The following is a 17,065-nucleotide window of genomic DNA, read 5'->3' on the forward strand; positions in this document are numbered from 1 at the left end:
TGATGCATGAAATGTCATTGATGGGAGATATTTTGCAGCTTGTTCAAGAGGATGCCGCAAAAAGAAATATTGTACAAATAAAGAAAATTGAATTAATTGTAGGAGAAATTAGCAATGCGATGCCAGATGCATTGCTAATGGCCTTCGAAATTTTTCGTGACCAAAACCTGCATCTATTTAGCCCCGCTGCACAATTAATTATTCATACAGAGGAAGCGAAGGCGGAATGTGTTATATGCGGTTTGACATATCATCCTACCCAGAAAATCGCATTGTGTCCGAACTGTAACATTCCATCTGGCAAGGTATTAGCGGGGGAAACATTTCAAATTTTATCTTATGAGGGGAACGATGATTGATGAATATAACGTTACGAACAGATGTATTAACGAACAATAATAAAGCGGCTGAATTTAACCGCGATCTTTTTGAAAAAACAAATACACTTGTGATTAATTTAATGAGTTCTCCTGGAGCTGGTAAAACGACGTTATTAGAGGAAACGGTAAAGGCGTTATCTGGATTCTATCGTATTGCTGTTATTGAAGGAGACTTGGCAACGGAGCGAGATGCTAATCGTATCCGCGCAATGGGAGCGAAGGCGGTTCAAATTAACACGTATGGCGGCTGTCATTTGGATGCACGAATGGTTGCAGCAAGTCTTGGCGAACTGGATTTAGATGAGATTGATATATTATTTATTGAGAATGTAGGTAACCTTGTCTGTCCATCAGGATATGATTTGGGACAGAACCATAAAGTTGCGGTTCTTAGTGTTCCTGAAGGAAATGATAAGATTCCGAAATATCCGCAAATGTTTATACGTACGGAGCTAGTTCTTCTTAACAAAATTGATTTACTCCCTTATCTTGATTTTAATGTGGAGGAAGCGAAAAAGGATTTAATGGAGATTAACCCAAATTCAACGCTTATTCCTCTTTCAGCAAGATCAGAAATCGGACTAGAAGAATGGTATGAATGGATTCAAGAGGCGTATAAAAAATGTACGCAGTAAATGTTAGTATCCGCGGGAGGGTACAAGGAGTTGGATTTCGTCCATTTGTATACCAGCTTGCCCATGAATATCATCTAGCGGGAAAAGTACAAAACAATATGGACGGCGTAAGAATTACAGCACAAGGAGAGAAGGCGAATGTGCAGCAGTTTTTGTTAGAGCTGCAAAGTAAAGCGCCCCGTCTCTCGCGTATTCATAACATAACTGTAGTAAATACAGAGCCAACCGATAGAGCCGAGTTTATCATTATTGATAGCGAGCGTCAGGGAGCTTCATCTCTTGTCATTCCAATTGATTCTGCAGTATGTGATGATTGTTTACAAGAGATGAATGATAAGGACAATTTCCGTTATGAATATCCGTTTATCAATTGTACGCAGTGTGGACCGCGATATACCATTATTGAAGAATTGCCCTATGACCGGTCGTACACGGTGATGAAGAACTTTGCGATGTGCACAGATTGCCAAAGAGAATATGAAGATCCAACAAATCGGCGCCATCATGCTCAACCTATCGCTTGTCCTTCATGTGGTCCGAAAGTTACACTTTTGGATCAGCATGGACATAAGCTTGAAACGAAGCAACCGATTCAACAAGCCGTGCGGTTAATACAAGCGGGACATATAGTGGCGATAAAGGGACTCGGTGGCTATCATCTTTGCTGCGATGCAACAAATGAACAGGCTGTGGCACTTTTGCGAAAACGAAAAGAACGTCCAGCACGGCCGCTTGCAGTTATGACTGCTTCTGTTCTTACGATTGATACTTTTGCTTATGTGAATGAGGCAGAAAGAAATTTGTTAAAAAGTCCAGAAGCACCTATTGTAATTGTAAAGAAAAAAGAAGGTAAACTTGCAGAAAATATAGCGCCAAATATGACGACAGTTGGTGTGATGCTTCCCTATACACCGCTTCATCATTTGCTCTTTAAGTATAATGAGAATGGTTGCTTTGTCATGACGAGTGCTAATCCTTCCGGGATGCCGATTCTCTATAAAGATAATGAAGCGATGACCTACTTAAACGGAATCGCTGATTATTTTCTTGTTCATGATCGAGAGATCCTTCATCCTGTTGATGATTCGGTTGTGCAAGTAAACGCCGGTCGTTTAGATTTTTTCCGAAGAGCTAGGGGTTATGTTCCTGATCCTTTTTCGGCAAGTCATGATGTATCTGGAATTGTTGCTTTTGGGGGACAACAGAAAACAACTTTTACAATTGGAAGAAATGAGCAAATTTTTCTTGGACCGCACATTGGTGATTTGGAAAATATGGAAACAATGAGTCATTACTTGCAGGAGTATAACCATTTAATGAAATGGTTGGATACAGAGCAGGACATTGCAGTTATAGATGCGCATCCAAACTACACAACGAGACAGCTTATTGAAGGATTTCATACAGTGCTAGAAGTGCAACATCATCATGCCCATATGGCCGCATGTATGGAGGAACACCATCTTACAGGAAAAGCTTATGGAGTTATCCTTGATGGAACCGGATACGGACTTGACGGAAACATTTGGGGATTTGAAATTTTTTATGGAGATGCCAGCAGTGCGGAAAGACTTGCTCATTTGCAATATACACCTCTTCCTGGTGGGGAAGTGTGTATTCGTGAACCTTGGCGAAATGCGGTCGCTATGCTGCTATTCTTACTTGGAGAAGAAGGAAAAAGCTTAGCAATCCTTCTATTTCCAGATAAAGAGAAAGAAATTCATATTTTAAAGAAAATGATAGAAAACCATATAAATATTATTCAAGCTGGTACATGCGGTCGCTTGTTTGATGCAGTTAGCGCGCTGTGCGGGATTACGAAAATTGCGAGCTATGACGGAGAGGCAGCAATATTGTTCTCGGAATTAGTGGATGAAACATGCGTATACGAGCCATATTCGTATGAATACATAGAAGACGAGCTTGTTACAATTCAAATGAAGGAAATGATTAAGGAAATTGTGCGTGACGTTTTAGCTGGTGAGGAGCCTGCAAGTATTAGCGGTCGTTTTCATGAAACGGTTGTCCAGTCTATTCTTACCGCCATAGAAAAGATTGCTAGTACACAACCTGAGCGAAGCAAAGCCGTCGTATTAAGCGGTGGTAGCTTACACAATCGTTATTTACGCAAACGATTACGAGAAGAATTAGTGAAACGAAAGTTTACCGTATATGTACCAGAACAAGTGCCGTGCAATGATGGTGGCTTATCATATGGTCAATTGGCAGTTGCAGCGGCGAAAAGGAGGGTTCAGTCATGTGTGTAGGAGTACCGGCAAAGGTTATGAAAAAAATGGAATATACGGCGGTAGTTGATGTGATGGGATCACAAACGACCGTTGGGATTATTTTCGTTCCCGAAGTAGAAGAAGGGGAATTTGTTATTGTTCATGCAGGTCAAGCGATGAGTATTGTTGATGAACAATATGCAAAAGATAGCGTGTTGGAATGGAGGAAGTTGGTCGATGCTCGAAATTCTGAAACAGTCGAATGATCCTGGTATATGTATGCCGCTTGTGGAAGCAGTTCTTGAAAAAGCGAAGGAATTTCAAAAGAAGTTTGGACGGAAGCCGGCTTTCATGGAAGTATGCGGTTCTCATACGATGGCACTTGCTAAAACGGGAGTAAAGCAATGCCTAAAGGCTGATGTAAATTTAATATCTGGTCCAGGATGTCCGGTCTGCGTAACGGATCAAAAGTCTATTGATGCAATGATTGCGCTTAGCGATGGAGATAACCGCATTATTTGCACGTTTGGTGATATGATGCGCGTTCCTGGGTCGAACAAAACGCTGCTAGATAAAAAAATTGCTGGCAGTGATATTCGGGTAGTCTATTCTCCGATTGATACGCTTACAATCGCAGAAAAAAATCCAGATAAAGAAGTCATTTTTTTAGGTGTCGGGTTTGAAACAACCATTCCGATTCTTACACTAATGGTTGGGGAAGCAAAGAAGAAGGGGATTATAAATTTTTCTATTTGGATGACGACGAAATTGGTGGAGCCTGTCCTGCGCTATTTACTAGAAGCAGGGGATGTACAACTCGATGGTTTTATCCTTCCAGGACATGTTTCCATTGTGTTAGGGGAATCATCTTATAACTATTTAGTTGAAGAGTATAATATGTCTGGTGTTATCGCAGGATTTGAAACAGCTGAATTGCTTTCTACCATTTATAAACTCATTGATTTAGCATTGCAAGAAAAGACTGCTATTGAAAATAATTATTCATCGGTTGTAAGCAACAGCGGAAATAAAGTTGCTAAGCAATGGATGGAAACATATTTAACGACTTGTGATGAAGTATGGCGTGGCATAGGTGTTATTTCAAATAGCGGGTTAGATTTAAAGAAAGAATATGATTTGTATAATGCAAAAAAGCGGTTTAAAGTGGAAGTAGGAGAACCGCGGAAAACAAAATGTCGTTGCGGGGAAGTCATAAGAGGTGTGATTTCACCGAGTGAATGCCATTTGTTTGGAAAAGCATGTCAGCCATTAAATCCAATCGGTCCATGCATGGTATCGGCAGAAGGTAGCTGCGCTGCCTATTATCAATATATGAGGGAGAGTTTGTAATGGAAACGTTCATCAATTTGGCACACGGAGATGGAGGAGAATTAACGCATCGTCTCATTCGTGATGTATTTGTAGCTGCATTTGGTGGGAAAGATACAGCACTATTTGATGCGGCATCCTTGTATATTCCAACCGGAAACGTTGCTGTCACAACCGATTCCTTTGTCATTAAACCAATTTTTTTTCCAGGCGGTTCGATCGGAAAATTAGCCGTTGCTGGTACGATCAATGATTTAGCTGTGAGTGGTGCAAAGCCGCTTTATTTAACGTGCGGCTTTGTCATTGAAGAAGGTTTTCCGATTGCTGATTTAAAGAAAATCGTAATCGATATGGCGAATGAAGCGAAAAAAACGGGTGTTACGATTGTTGCTGGTGACACGAAGGTAGTTGAAAAGGGAAGTGCTGACGGGGTATATATTAACACCACTGGGATTGGCGTGTATGAACAAAATAAGGGTTGCAGCCTTGCCTTTGAAGAAGGTGATGCTATTATCATCTCAGGAACGATTGGCGATCACGGCATTGCAGTCTTAACAGCAAGAGGAGATTTAGGAATAACAGCTCCTACCTTAAGCGATTGTGCTTCACTAAACGGCATGATTGACATCGTACTTCAGCAATGCGGGACTGTTCGCATTATGCGGGATCCAACGAGAGGTGGTCTTGCTACAACACTTGTAGAAATTGCCGAAGATTTTCAAATTACGATGACAATTAATGAACGTTCGCTGCCAATTAAACAAGAGGTACATGGTGCCTGTGACATTCTAGGCTTCGATCCTCTTTATCTTGCAAATGAAGGGAAAGCCATTTTTATCGTTGCAGACAGCCAGAAAGAAAAAGTAATCGATATATTAAAATCCCGCCCCGAAGGAAAAGATGCTACCATCATTGGCAGCATTACAAGCAAAGGAAAAGGACAGTTACTTTTGGAAACTCCCATTGGCTCTAAACGAATGCTGAATCGATTATCGGGCACTATGTTTCCGCGTATTTGTTAAATGACACCTCCTTTATTTGGAGGTGTTTTTTTATGCTTTTGAGATTAGTATGTGTAGTATAATAGAAGGAAAGTATAAGAGATTTTTCCTGAATTGGAATATTATCGCTGTAGGAAATAACCTGATATAAGGGGGGGAGAGGATTGAATAAGTATAGTTTACTCTTATTCGATTTGGATGACACGCTTCTTGATTCCACTTGGTTTAAAGTTGGATTAGTTAAGACTCTTGAAATACATCCTATTACCAAAAACATTGATGCATCTATATTCCTTGAAAAAAAGTTGCATATTCCTACGTCTTTATTGGAACGTTTTAAAAATCGAGAACTAACCCCAGTTGAATTTAGAAGAGCTAGGTGGAAGCACGCTTTTGCTCATTTTAATGTAATACCTGATGTAGAAGTTATTGATGAGATTGATGCACTGTTTCTTAAAACTAGTATGTCTTGCATTGATATAAATAATTCAATTACAAGTTTATTAAATGAGTTAAAAACACATTATAACCTTGGAATAGTCAGCAATGGATTATATGATCCGCGATTAAAAATTTTCCAAATGGGACTGTCTGAAGTATTCGGCAACGACACAATACTTCATGCGGAACAATTAGGTTATAGAAAGCCAGATTCAAAAATCTATTCGATGGCATTGGAACGCTTTGGCAAAAAACCAGAGGAGACTCTTTTTATTGGTGATTCATGGATTCATGACGTAGTTGGACCAATAGATGCTGGAATGGATGCTATTTGGATAAACAAAAAGGGTATTTCCAAAGCCACCGCACATATTCCAATTGCAATCGTATCAGATGTGACGGAAATAAGTGATATATTGCTAGGGAGTAACTAAATTACTAATTCAATGTAAAGAAAGGAGGCGTGTTAATTTGGAAGAATATTATTGGGGCGAAAAGTTAGATTATTTAAAAAATACAAGAGATTTATATTATAACGCTGATTATTTAGGATTTTTAGTGAATTCAGTTTGGGAAATTTCTAAGCCTGTACATATTATTGACTACGGTTGTGGGTATGGTTATTTAGGACTTAAGTTGTTACCACTGTTACCGATAGGTTCAAGATATACAGGTATTGATAAAGGACAGAAATTGATTAACGATGCAAAGAATTTGTTCCAAACTCTTCCTTATGAAACTGAATTCATAGTGGCTGATGTTGCTGAAATTGAATTAGAGAGTAAATATGATATAGCAGTTTGTCATGCTTTTCTACTACATATGACTGATCCAATAAAAATGTTGCAGAAAATGATCGATTCGGTTGTTAATGAAGGGAATATCATATGTTTTGAACCGCACTGGATCTCCAATATGTCTTCGTATCATCTTAGTGAATACGCTCAATCAGAAATTATGCAGCTTGGTGTTCTTCAGAAACTGTTTGAAGAAGATGCAAAACGAAATGGAAAAGATGGAAACATTGGGATTAAATTACCGACATACTTAAGTAAATTAGGTGTAAAAAATATTGATTGTCGAGTTAGTGATAAAGTTAATTTTCTTGACTCTAATGCAAACCAAGCAGATAAGCAGAGATTATATGATTCTCTCAAAGAGGAAGGACTAGGAATAGCCCCCGCTGAAAGAGAAGAGTTTCTTGAACGCTTAATAAATCGAGGGGCTACAAGTAATGAGGCATATGAACAGTATAAAGCAGAACTACGATTTTCTGAGGTATTCAATATTAATTCTTCTTTAAATTATGCTCCAAGTATGAGAATTACTTTTGGGATTGTAAAAAAATGAGGAAGATATTTTATTTACTGCTGTTAAGTGTACATCATGTAAAGAAAGAAGGAAACAAAATTGAATTTAATAAATATGTCTTTTATAGGTGAAGTGGCATCAATTATTGATGAAAAGGTATATGAACAGTGGGGAAATGTTGTTTCAACTATCATTATTCATCCAGAATATAAAAATGGACTAGTTGGATTAGAAGAATATTCACATGCGATCGTTATTTTTTTCATGGATCAATTTAAAGAAAAAACGCAGTCTTGGATTAGAAAACCAAGAGGGATAGAATCTTTAGATGAAAAGGGATGTTTTGCACAAAGAACAAAGTATCGTCCGAATCCTATTGGGATTTCTACTGTTGAGATTGTATCAATTGAAGATAATGTAATGATTGTAAAAGGATTAGATGCTAATAATAAGACGCCAGTTCTGGATATTAAGCCGTATATATCAGAATTTGATTCAAGAGAAGATACTCGTTCTCCGATATGGATGAAGGAATTGATGAAAGATTATTTTTAATTTATTTGATAGCGATGATAGTAATTTACGTATGTAGAAAGTATCTTTATTGCTTGTTTTAATAGATGAAAGACTAAAGTATATGGAGGGTGTATTCTTATGTTTTTTCTGCAAATGTCAGGTTTTCCAGGTTCGGGTAAGTCAACTTTGTCTAGGGAAATAGCTAAAATGACAGGTGCTATTATAATAGACCATGATATTGTGAAAACGGCACTGCTAGAATCTTTTGGGATAGATGATATTGATACAAGGCTTGCTGGTAAGATTTCGTATGATATTGAATGGGCGTTAATAGACTTTCATCTGTCACAAGGGCATGATGTGATATTTGATAGTCCTTGTTTGTATGTAGAAATGGTGGAAAAGGGGACAGCTGCGTCTAAGAAGCATCATGCAAAATACAAATATGTTGAATGTTATCTGAATGATATGCAGGAAATTGATAACAGGTTAAAAAATCGGAAGCGAATGATTAGTCAAATTCAGCATGTAGAATCGAAAGAATTATTTAAGGAATGGATTGAAAATAGTAAAAAACCATCTGATTCTCATTATTTGGTTGTTGATTCTGGACAGCCTTTAGATTGTTATATAAATGAAGTGATGACATATGTTAATAGTTAATAATAAATGGTGAAAGTACATATAAAAGTAAGCGTCAAATATTTTCAACTACCAGGTTTTACGCGAACCTGGGCGGGTCACAACAACCGAGTCCTATCTGTGGTTATACCGTACAGGAGATGTCCCGATCGTTCTCTATGATTATCAACCCACAAGAGCAGGAGAACATCCGAAATGTTTTTTAACTGGTTTTCAAGGATATTTACAGGTAGATGGATTAGGAAGTACAAAATTGAGTTTTATAGAGCTGGCTAAATTGCTAAAAGATAAATATCATATCATTTGATTTGCCTGGACATGGGAAAACACCAAGTTTTAAAAAAGATGAAGATTATGGGGCGTCATATTTAATAAACTGGGTAGTAGCGGTAGGAAAGGACATATTTCATAACATATAGAATGGTATTTTTGTTATATAGATGCAAATATATAAAGATGGTGAAAAAATGGCGGAGGAAAACAGAATAAATAAAAAGCAATATATAATTACTTTTCTCGTTTCAACAAGTTACATTTGGTTTTTGGTTATATCAGCATACAGTATGGGGGTTCCGCAATATAACCAATTGGTCTGGGGTATAGTACTAATAACGGCATTTACATTTATCATTACAGTACCAATTTTTTATATTGGCTTGCCTCTATTATACATTGGAGTTGTACTTGCCTGGTTCCGTATATTCTCTGTAAGGTTAATGTTGACTTATTATGTACTTTCTTGTTTTGTTTTATGGATTGCTTTATTTCTTCCTTTAAAATTATATGGTTATTATGAAGAAAATCAGATATTCACTAAACAAGCTAAAGAACAACGGATTGTAGAAAACATAAAACAAGCAGTTGAAAAAAATAACGGTCCCATTAAAGTTGTAGATGTAACAAAGGACAGTATGCTGGAATGGAATGAAGGTACAGGAAGTCCTGATCATCCATATTTACATATCAAATTTGAGTTATTAAACTGTGATAAACAAAAAGAAAATATTTTTAGATTTTCATGTACATCTTCTATTGAGGCCTACTACAAAGATAACAAGTGGCTGGTAGATTTTGATTCCAAAGAAAATGCAAGTGCAATGAACTTATCAAAAGATAACCAACAAGCCGAGGAAAATGATAAGAAGCAAGCCCTTACGCCTGATGAAGAAACGAATATTCGTAAAACTGCAGAATCTAAGGCAGCTCAATTATTAAAAGAAGATTATAATATAGATTTAACAATCGTAAAGTACACATTTAGAAAGAGCACGGATTCATACCAGAAAGAAAATAGACCGTTGAATCCAATTCACGCAATAACAATCAACGGATATTTAAATGAGGATCCCCAAAAAGCTGTCACGGTTAGGGTAGAATACGATCCTAATACAAAGCAATATTGGCGTCGTATATACGAAATGAGCGAAGCGGCTCAAAAAGAAATAAATAAACAGACCAAATTAAAAGAAGAGAAAAATACTTAAAAATGATATATCAAATTAGAGAAGGGCATCGTTACGGGGTCCTTCTTTTTTTATAATTTTAAAGGGAAACATTACAGAATAAATCATTCCTCATTACATATAAAAGAAACCGCAAGAAGGCTCAAATTATATCTTTTGAACTTCTTGCAGTTTCTTTTTGTATTATAAACTTCTATTTTGAATTTCCTGCTGAATATTTGCAAAGAATTCGTCAAATCGTACAGCTTTAGATTGTTGTTCTCCGTATTTTCGAATGTTTACTTCGTTACGCTCGGCTTCTTGATCACCAACGACAAGGACATATGGGACTTTTTGAACTTGCGCTTCTCGCATTTTATAACCGAGTTTTTCATTGCGAAGATCAAGTTCTACTCGTACACCAGCATCTTTTAACTTTTCTTCTATTTCTTTTGCGTATTGTTCATGTACTTCGGCAGATACAGGAATGATTTTTGCTTGTACGGGAGCTAACCATGTTGGGAATGCTCCGGCAAAATGTTCAATTAAGATGCCAAAGAATCGATCTATTGAACCGAATACAGCACGGTGAATGACAACAGGACGTTGCTTTTCATTTTTTTCATTAATATAGCTTAAGTTAAATTTCTCCGGCATTTGGAAATCGAGCTGTACAGTTGCACATTGATGGCTTCTATTTAAAGCATCTTTAATGTGAAAGTCAATCTTTGGACCGTAAAACGCTCCGTCACCTTCATTGATTTTATAGCGGAAATTGAGCTCTTCTAGTACATTTTGCAGGGCGCCTTCTGCCTTGTTCCATAACTCGTCATCTCCCATTGAATTTTCTGGTCTTGTAGAGAGCTCAACTTCATATTCAAAACCAAATGTACGATATACATAATCGATTAAATCAATGACTCCTTTTATTTCATCTTCAATTTGTTCAGGTGTTACAAAAATATGGGCATCATCTTGACAGAATGTACGAACTCTAAGAAGTCCATTAAGAGCGCCGCTAAATTCATGACGATGGACTTGCCCAAATTCAGCCATTCGAACTGGTAAATCACGATAAGAGTGCAGCTTATTTCTAAACATTAACATGTGACCAGGGCAGTTCATTGGTTTTAAAGCAAATTTTCCATGATCAACTTCTGTGAAATACATATTCTCTTTATAATGGTCCCAATGACCGGAGTTTTCCCATAGTTTTTGATTCATCATTAAAGGAGTACGAACTTCTTGATAATTACGCTTTTGCTGAATCCCTCGTAAAAAAGCTTCCATTTCGTTTCGGATAATTTGTCCTTTTGGTAAATAAAATGGCATTCCTGGCGCTTCTTCAGAGAACATAAATAATTCTAATTCATTGCCTAATTTACGATGATTGCGTTTTGCGGCTTCTTCTAAAAAGATTACATACTCATCTAGTTCCTTTTTAGAAGGGAAGGCAACCCCATATATTCTTTGAAGGACTTGGTTATTACTGTCACCGCGCCAATATGCTCCTGAAACATTTGTTAATTTAAAAGCTTTCATAAAACCAGTAGATGGTAAATGTGGTCCGCGGCATAAGTCTAAAAATTCACTTTGTTTGTAAAGAGTTATGTTTTGATCAGCAGGGATATCTTGTAATAGCTCTAATTTTAAATGGTCACCGAGCTCTTCAAATATTTGTTTTGCTTCATCTCGGCTTACTTCGATTCGTTGAATTTCTAAATTTTCATCAATAATGTTTTGCATCTCTTGTTCAATTTGAACTAATTCTTCAACTGCAATACTATTTGGAAGATCCATATCATAGTAAAAGCCATTTTCAATAACAGGACCAACGCCTAAGTTGATGTGACCGTGTATTCTTTTAACGGCTTGTGCTAATATGTGGGCTGCTGTATGACGTAGCACATCTAAACCTTCTTTTGATTCTAAAGTTAGAATCTCAATTTCTGCATCTTCCTGTATGCCTCTACGTAAATCAAATAGTTGCTGATTCACTTTTCCGGCAATAGCTTTCTTTTTTAATCCAGGACTAATTGATTCTGCAATTGCCTCTAATGTAGTTCCTTTTATATACTCCTGTTCACGACCATTTGGAAAACGAATTTGAATCATTTTGTTACTCATCATTATCACTCCATTTCATAATATAAAAAAACGCACTCATCCCTAAAACAGGGACGAGTGCGTTAATACCCGTGGTTCCACCCAGATTCCCATCACACTAAACAAGTGTCGATGGCTCCGTGCGCTGTAACGTAGCGTCTACGGTATTGGATACTATGTTTCCCCAATACAGCTCCAAGGTGGTAAGTATATTCTTCTGCGTTTAGGAAGATCTCAGCAATTCTTCCTTCTCTGTAAAACCGTAAGAATACCTCATGTCCTTTTCATAGCTAATTGTTATATGGAATTGAGAAAAATAAAAAACGCACTCATCCCTAAAACAGGGACGAGTGCGTTAATACCCGTGGTTCCACCCAGATTCCCATCGTACTAAAAAAAGTGTCGATGGCTCCGTGCGCTGTAACGTAGCGTCTACGGTATTGGATACTATGTTTCCCCAATACAGCTCCAAGGTGGTAAGTATATTCTCCTGCGTTTAGGAAGATCTCAGCAATTCTTCCTTCTCTGTAAAACCGTATAGAATATCTCGTGTCCTTTTCGTTGCTTTTTTATAGCATTAGTATGTTGATTCATAATATACAATATTTAAATAATTTTTGCAAATATTTTTTGGAATGAATTGTATTTTTTATAATTTAATATATGTAAAAAGAAAACTTATTTTACAAAAAGTCTCAAAAAATAAACGGTAAATATGCGAATTCTGATATACTACAAATAAATATCAGAAAAAACAGAAAATATCAAGAAGGAGGATGAGAAGAGTATGTCAATTTTAGAAAGAATTCGAGAAAATGTCTCGCAAGTCATTGTAGGGAAAGAAGAGGTAATTGATTTAGCAATGATTGCATTGGTAGCAAACGGACATATTTTATTAGAAGATGTTCCAGGAACAGGGAAGACATCATTAGCGAAAAGTCTTGCGAAAAGTATAGATGGAAAATTTCAGCGTGTACAATTTACATCAGATACATTGCCGGGGGATGTAGTTGGTTTAGAGTATTTTGACATGAAAGAATCTGATTTTAAAACGAGGATCGGGCCGATTTTTGCTAATATCGTGCTAGTCGATGAAATTAATCGTGCCGTTCCGCGTACTCAGTCCGCTTTATTAGAAGTGATGGAGGAGCGTACGGTTACGATTGCCGGGGAAACGCATGTGTTGCCGCAGCCGTTTATTGTACTTGCTACGCAAAATCCATTAGAGTCTGCTGGTACATTTCCGCTTCCGGATGCACAGTTAGATCGTTTTTTATTAACGATCAGACAAGGGTATCCAAGTCGAATGCATGAAAAGGAGATGTTACGTCGTTTCCGCAAACAAGACCCGATGCGCGGTTTACAAAGTGTGGTGTCTCTTGCGGATATTCTATCTTTGCAAGAACAAGCAAGGCAGGTTGAAATTCATGAAGAGGTAGAAGATTACTTATTGGATATTGTGGAGAAGACACGTCAGCATGAACTTGTTGAAATTGGGGTGAGTCCACGGGGGTCATTGGCTTTCATGAAAGCAGCACAAGCCCGGGCGTTATTAAAGGGAAGAGAATTTTGTACACCGGATGATTTTTATACGCTAGCAGAGCCTGTTTGTGCTCACCGATTAACTCTTAGCATTGAAGGGGATATGAAAACAACGAAAGCACGTGTAATGAAAGAGATTTTGGAGCATGTGGCTGTCCCGGTGGAGAATGTATGAAAGAGAAATTAACAATTAAACATCCGTTTGTGGAAACGTATGTTGCATGGAGTGTCGCTTTTATTACTATACTTATGTGGCTATTTATACAAAATTTCTTTCTGTTTGTACTTGCTTTTTTTTATTTGCTTATGGTTAGTTTTGCTCATTGGTATGTACGGAAAGCTTCACAAATATATTGTGAAATATCACAACAACACGAACGTCTTTTTATTGATGAGAACGGGCATTGCCGTGTACGTATTGTAAATCCAACGAAACTGTCGATTTTTGAAGTTGCTTTTCGCTTTCGCTCAGATGAACAGATGAAATGGGGATGGTCAGAAGGAGAATTAGAGCAATCAGTTCATTCGTATCGTATTCCTTTGCAACTGAAAAAGCAGGAAACGTTAGACATATATTTACATGTATCAGCGCAGCAAAGAGGACTACATAGCTGGCAAGAAGCGGAAATCATTTTGTCTGATCCATTTCATCTTATTACAATTCACATCCCAATAAGGAAACAACATATGCCGTGCTTTCGTATATATCCTCGCATTGCCAAAATAAATATTCCGGAAACAAACAGCTGGAAACACGGATTTCGAACTGCAGCTGTTTCGCCTCTTTATGATGAAACGAAGATTATTGGCGTAAAGGCATATGAACAGGAATCATTTCGTGCTATCCATTGGGGAGCAACTGCAAAAACAGGTGTATTAAGTGCAAAAAAATATGAATATACGCAAGGTGATCGGTATGCGGTCTATTTAAATGTATTAGGTTCAACGGGTTATATACTGCGTACTGATATAGAGTATTTAATCGAAGTGACAGCGGGCATTTGCCGGGAACTAATAGCACAAGATTGTTCATTTGAACTATGGGTGAATAGTATGTGCGAAAACGGAATTGTCCATATAACGTCTGGTAAATACCGAAAACAATTGCACAAAACATTACAATTATTGTCTTCTTTAACAGATCGAGATGTTCCGTTATCTTCGACTTATTTCTATCAAACCGGTTTCCGCCAGCAAGAAGCTGGAGCTATTCCGATTATTATTGGGAATCCACCTGAAAAACATGGGGGATGGTTGCAAGTGGTGAAATAAAGTAGCGGGGATAATTAGTGGTTATTATTGCAATTGATCTGGGAGGCCATACGAGTATGATATATAAACGAAAGCGTTTCATGTTTCAGATGCTTTTAGTTAGTATTTGTTTATTACTTGCTATGTCTATATCAAGCGGTGCGCTTTATACGCAAAAAATATTAAAAGAATTGTTGAAACAAGAGCGATCACCTATTACGGATGGGTGGGTTCCCGCTAAAACATCTAAGAGCAAAGAAGCGGTGCCTCCTTGGGAGAAGGCAAAACGGACAAAAACAAAATCGGATGTCAAAAAAGGTGAAGGGGAGCCGATGGAACAAGAGGATAGCGAAGTAGAAAAAAGAGTCACAGCGCCCCATGTTGATAGTAAACTCTTTCCCGGCCAGCAATTGTTTATCATGATTTCAGTTATCACAATCATACTAGTTTTAATTGTATTATATCGTTTGAAGAGAAAGAGAGGGAAAAGTGAAGAAGAAATTATTAAAATGAGCAGTGAACAGAAAGGTGAGGAGACTACTATTCAGCAAGTTTTCGCTTCTTTACCAGACAATAAAATTAGAGCCGCTGTTGCACAGTGGGAGCGAGCGTTACCCCAACATGAACAACGTCGTCCTTTTGAAACCATTCAACAATGGCTGTTTCGTCTACGGAAAAGCAAAGATATTGTCTCGATTTACGAAGATGTACGTTACGGACATCGTAATGTTTATAGTGAAGATGTAGAAAAAGTGAAAAAGTGGACAGAAGAGAATTGAAAATGAAAAACATCCTAAACTTGTTCAGTTTAGGATGTTTTTTTACGTGCAAGATCATGAGATGTATCTACACTAGAAGTACTCTTCACTCGTAATAAACTAATTCCATAGCCTAATACAGCTCCGATAAGTGCTGGCATAATCCATCCAAGTCCAGCATCATATAAAGGTAAAATGCGAGAGAATAAAGAATTGATTGCTTCAACTTTTAGATTTGCAGCATTTAGTCCATCAAAGAGACTTACGATAAAAGTAAACAGTAAGCTTACTTGATATACTACTGATCTTCCTTTAAACGCGCGGTGTAAAAACGTTAAGAAAATTAATACAATCGCTAACGGGTATATCGCTGTTAATACAGGTACAGATATGGTAATCAGCTCTGTTAAGCCAAGATTTGCAATGATAGCACTGAATATAGCTAAAATAACAGCGAATGTTTTATATGATATTTGTGGAAATACTTTATGGAAATAGGATGAACATGCTGTAGTCAGCCCAACACTTGTTGTTAAACAAGCTACAGTGATCATCATTCCTAATAATACATTTCCTAAAGAACCGAAGTAGTAATTTGCTACTTTTGATAAAACTTCTCCGCCATTTTCTAAGTGTCCTAATTTAGAAACACTAGAAGCCCCCATAAATGCAAGTGAAGTGTAAACAGCAATTAATACGACTGCGGCAATTAATGCGGCTTTTATACAAACATTGATGATTACTTTTTGGTCACTTACACCTTTCGCTTTGATTGCATTAATAATGATAATACCAAATACGAAAGCTGCAAGAGTATCCATTGTTAAATAGCCTTGCTGAAAGCCTTTGAAGAAAGAATTTGTAACAAATTCTTGTGTTGGCGCTTGAATGTCACCAATTGGTTTTACAACAGCGGTAACAACTAAAATACCGATAAATGATAATTTAATCGGAGTTAAAAACTTTCCGACAACATCAACAATCTTTGTAGGATTTAAAGAGAGTAAACAAGTTATGCCGAAAAATACGATAGTGAAAATAATTAAAGGTAAATGACCACTATTTTCTCCTACGAATGGTTTTACACCTATTTCAAATGATACGCTTCCTGCTCTTGGTAAGGCAAAAAGAGGACCAATTGCTAAATAAAGAATAAATGCATATACACTCGCAAACCATGGATGTACTCGACTTGCCATTGCTTGTAAGTCATCACTACCAGAAACACCAAATGCTAATACACCAAGTAGTGGTACACCAACTCCTGTAATTAAAAATCCAGCGGTAGCAACCCATACGTTACTTCCAGCTGTTTGTCCTAACATAGCAGGGAAAATTAAATTACCTGCTCCAAAGAAAAGGGCAAAGAGCATAAGCCCAATCACAAAAATATGTGAAGTTTGTACATTTTTTGACACGAAAAAACCTCCGAATTTAAAAATTTTGAATTTTTTGTACAACAATTACAATACAAAGTCATTTT

16 protein-coding genes, 2 pseudogenes and 2 other annotated features are annotated in these 17,065 nt (G+C 37.2%); of the genes and pseudogenes, 16 read left to right on the top strand and 2 right to left on the bottom strand.

What is annotated here, in order from left to right; genetic code table 11:
* Positions 1-2 precede the first annotated feature (2 nt).
* From PLX19_RS05485 to PLX19_RS05545, 13 genes and pseudogenes are all read left to right on the top strand, one after another.
* The gene (locus PLX19_RS05485; RefSeq protein WP_272187506.1) at positions 3-359 is read left to right on the top strand and encodes a hydrogenase maturation nickel metallochaperone HypA/HybF; all 357 of its coding nucleotides are present in this window, start codon (positions 3-5) and stop codon (positions 357-359) included.
* Positions 359-1,015: a hydrogenase nickel incorporation protein HypB gene (gene hypB, locus PLX19_RS05490; RefSeq protein ID WP_272187507.1), complete on the top strand. Its 657-nt coding sequence runs from the start codon at positions 359-361 to the stop codon at positions 1,013-1,015. Before PLX19_RS05485 ends, hypB begins: the two co-directional genes overlap by 1 nt.
* Positions 1,003-3,282 (top strand): carbamoyltransferase HypF, encoded by a 2,280-nt coding sequence (gene hypF / locus PLX19_RS05495; protein WP_272187508.1) that lies wholly within the window; start codon positions 1,003-1,005, stop codon positions 3,280-3,282. Before hypB ends, hypF begins: the two co-directional genes overlap by 13 nt.
* Positions 3,273-3,509: a HypC/HybG/HupF family hydrogenase formation chaperone gene (locus tag PLX19_RS05500; RefSeq protein ID WP_242224590.1), complete on the top strand. Its 237-nt coding sequence runs from the start codon at positions 3,273-3,275 to the stop codon at positions 3,507-3,509. Before hypF ends, PLX19_RS05500 begins: the two co-directional genes overlap by 10 nt.
* On the top strand, positions 3,481-4,593 hold the full coding sequence (hypD, locus tag PLX19_RS05505; RefSeq protein WP_272187509.1) for a hydrogenase formation protein HypD: 1,113 nt from the start codon (positions 3,481-3,483) through the stop codon (positions 4,591-4,593). The genes PLX19_RS05500 and hypD overlap by 29 nt, the downstream gene beginning before the upstream one ends.
* On the top strand, positions 4,593-5,594 hold the full coding sequence (gene hypE / locus PLX19_RS05510; RefSeq protein WP_272187510.1) for a hydrogenase expression/formation protein HypE: 1,002 nt from the start codon (positions 4,593-4,595) through the stop codon (positions 5,592-5,594). Before hypD ends, hypE begins: the two co-directional genes overlap by 1 nt.
* 143 nt (positions 5,595-5,737) lie before the next feature.
* Complete coding sequence (locus PLX19_RS05515) at positions 5,738-6,448, top strand: HAD family hydrolase (RefSeq protein WP_272187511.1); 711 nt, start codon at positions 5,738-5,740, stop codon at positions 6,446-6,448.
* A 37-nt stretch (positions 6,449-6,485) separates the two neighbouring features.
* Positions 6,486-7,364, top strand: a complete 879-nt coding sequence (locus PLX19_RS05520) for a class I SAM-dependent methyltransferase (protein WP_272187512.1) — start codon at positions 6,486-6,488, stop codon at positions 7,362-7,364.
* Positions 7,365-7,424: 60 nt separating this feature from the next.
* A complete protein-coding gene (gene tsaA / locus PLX19_RS05525) occupies positions 7,425-7,880 on the top strand; it encodes a tRNA (N6-threonylcarbamoyladenosine(37)-N6)-methyltransferase TrmO (protein ID WP_272187513.1) in 456 nt (151 codons plus the stop codon).
* A gap of 99 nt (positions 7,881-7,979) precedes the next feature.
* Complete coding sequence (locus tag PLX19_RS05530; RefSeq protein WP_272187514.1) at positions 7,980-8,504, top strand: AAA family ATPase; 525 nt, start codon at positions 7,980-7,982, stop codon at positions 8,502-8,504.
* A gap of 52 nt (positions 8,505-8,556) precedes the next feature.
* Positions 8,557-8,721 (top strand): annotated as a pseudogene (locus PLX19_RS05535) (IS66 family transposase); the annotation flags it as partial.
* Positions 8,719-8,893, top strand: a pseudogene (locus PLX19_RS05540) (alpha/beta fold hydrolase); the annotation flags it as partial. The pseudogenes PLX19_RS05535 and PLX19_RS05540, both read left to right, overlap by 3 nt.
* A 30-nt stretch (positions 8,894-8,923) precedes the next feature.
* The gene (locus PLX19_RS05545; RefSeq protein ID WP_272187515.1) at positions 8,924-9,967 is read left to right on the top strand and encodes an MARVEL domain-containing protein; all 1,044 of its coding nucleotides are present in this window, start codon (positions 8,924-8,926) and stop codon (positions 9,965-9,967) included.
* Positions 9,968-10,129: 162 nt separating this feature from the next.
* Here the strand turns inward: PLX19_RS05545 and thrS are convergent, their stop codons facing one another.
* Entirely contained in the window at positions 10,130-12,052 is a 1,923-nt protein-coding gene (thrS, locus tag PLX19_RS05550) for a threonine--tRNA ligase (RefSeq protein WP_272187516.1), read from the bottom strand.
* Between the two features lie 46 nt (positions 12,053-12,098).
* Positions 12,099-12,328 (bottom strand) — a binding site (T-box leader).
* Positions 12,329-12,370: 42 nt separating this feature from the next.
* Positions 12,371-12,602 (bottom strand) — a binding site (T-box leader).
* 216 nt (positions 12,603-12,818) lie between these two features.
* On the opposite strand from thrS, the gene PLX19_RS05555 reads away from it, so the two are divergent.
* From PLX19_RS05555 to PLX19_RS05565, 3 genes are read left to right on the top strand one after another with little or no spacing between them, the layout of a single operon-like run.
* Positions 12,819-13,748, top strand: a complete 930-nt coding sequence (locus PLX19_RS05555; RefSeq protein WP_272187517.1) for an AAA family ATPase — start codon at positions 12,819-12,821, stop codon at positions 13,746-13,748.
* Positions 13,745-14,845, top strand: a complete 1,101-nt coding sequence (locus PLX19_RS05560) for a DUF58 domain-containing protein (protein WP_272187518.1) — start codon at positions 13,745-13,747, stop codon at positions 14,843-14,845. The genes PLX19_RS05555 and PLX19_RS05560 overlap by 4 nt, the downstream gene beginning before the upstream one ends.
* A gap of 56 nt (positions 14,846-14,901) precedes the next feature.
* Entirely contained in the window at positions 14,902-15,603 is a 702-nt protein-coding gene (locus PLX19_RS05565; protein ID WP_272187519.1) for a DUF4129 domain-containing protein, read from the top strand.
* A 29-nt stretch (positions 15,604-15,632) separates the two neighbouring features.
* Here PLX19_RS05565 and brnQ read toward each other — a convergent pair whose 3' ends face one another.
* Positions 15,633-17,000, bottom strand: a complete 1,368-nt coding sequence (gene brnQ / locus PLX19_RS05570; protein WP_272187520.1) for a branched-chain amino acid transport system II carrier protein — start codon at positions 16,998-17,000, stop codon at positions 15,633-15,635.
* Positions 17,001-17,065: the final 65 nt, after the last annotated feature.

The organism is Bacillus sp. BP-3 (genome assembly GCF_028401955.1).
Classification (GTDB): Bacteria; Bacillota; Bacilli; order Bacillales; family Bacillaceae_G; genus Bacillus_A.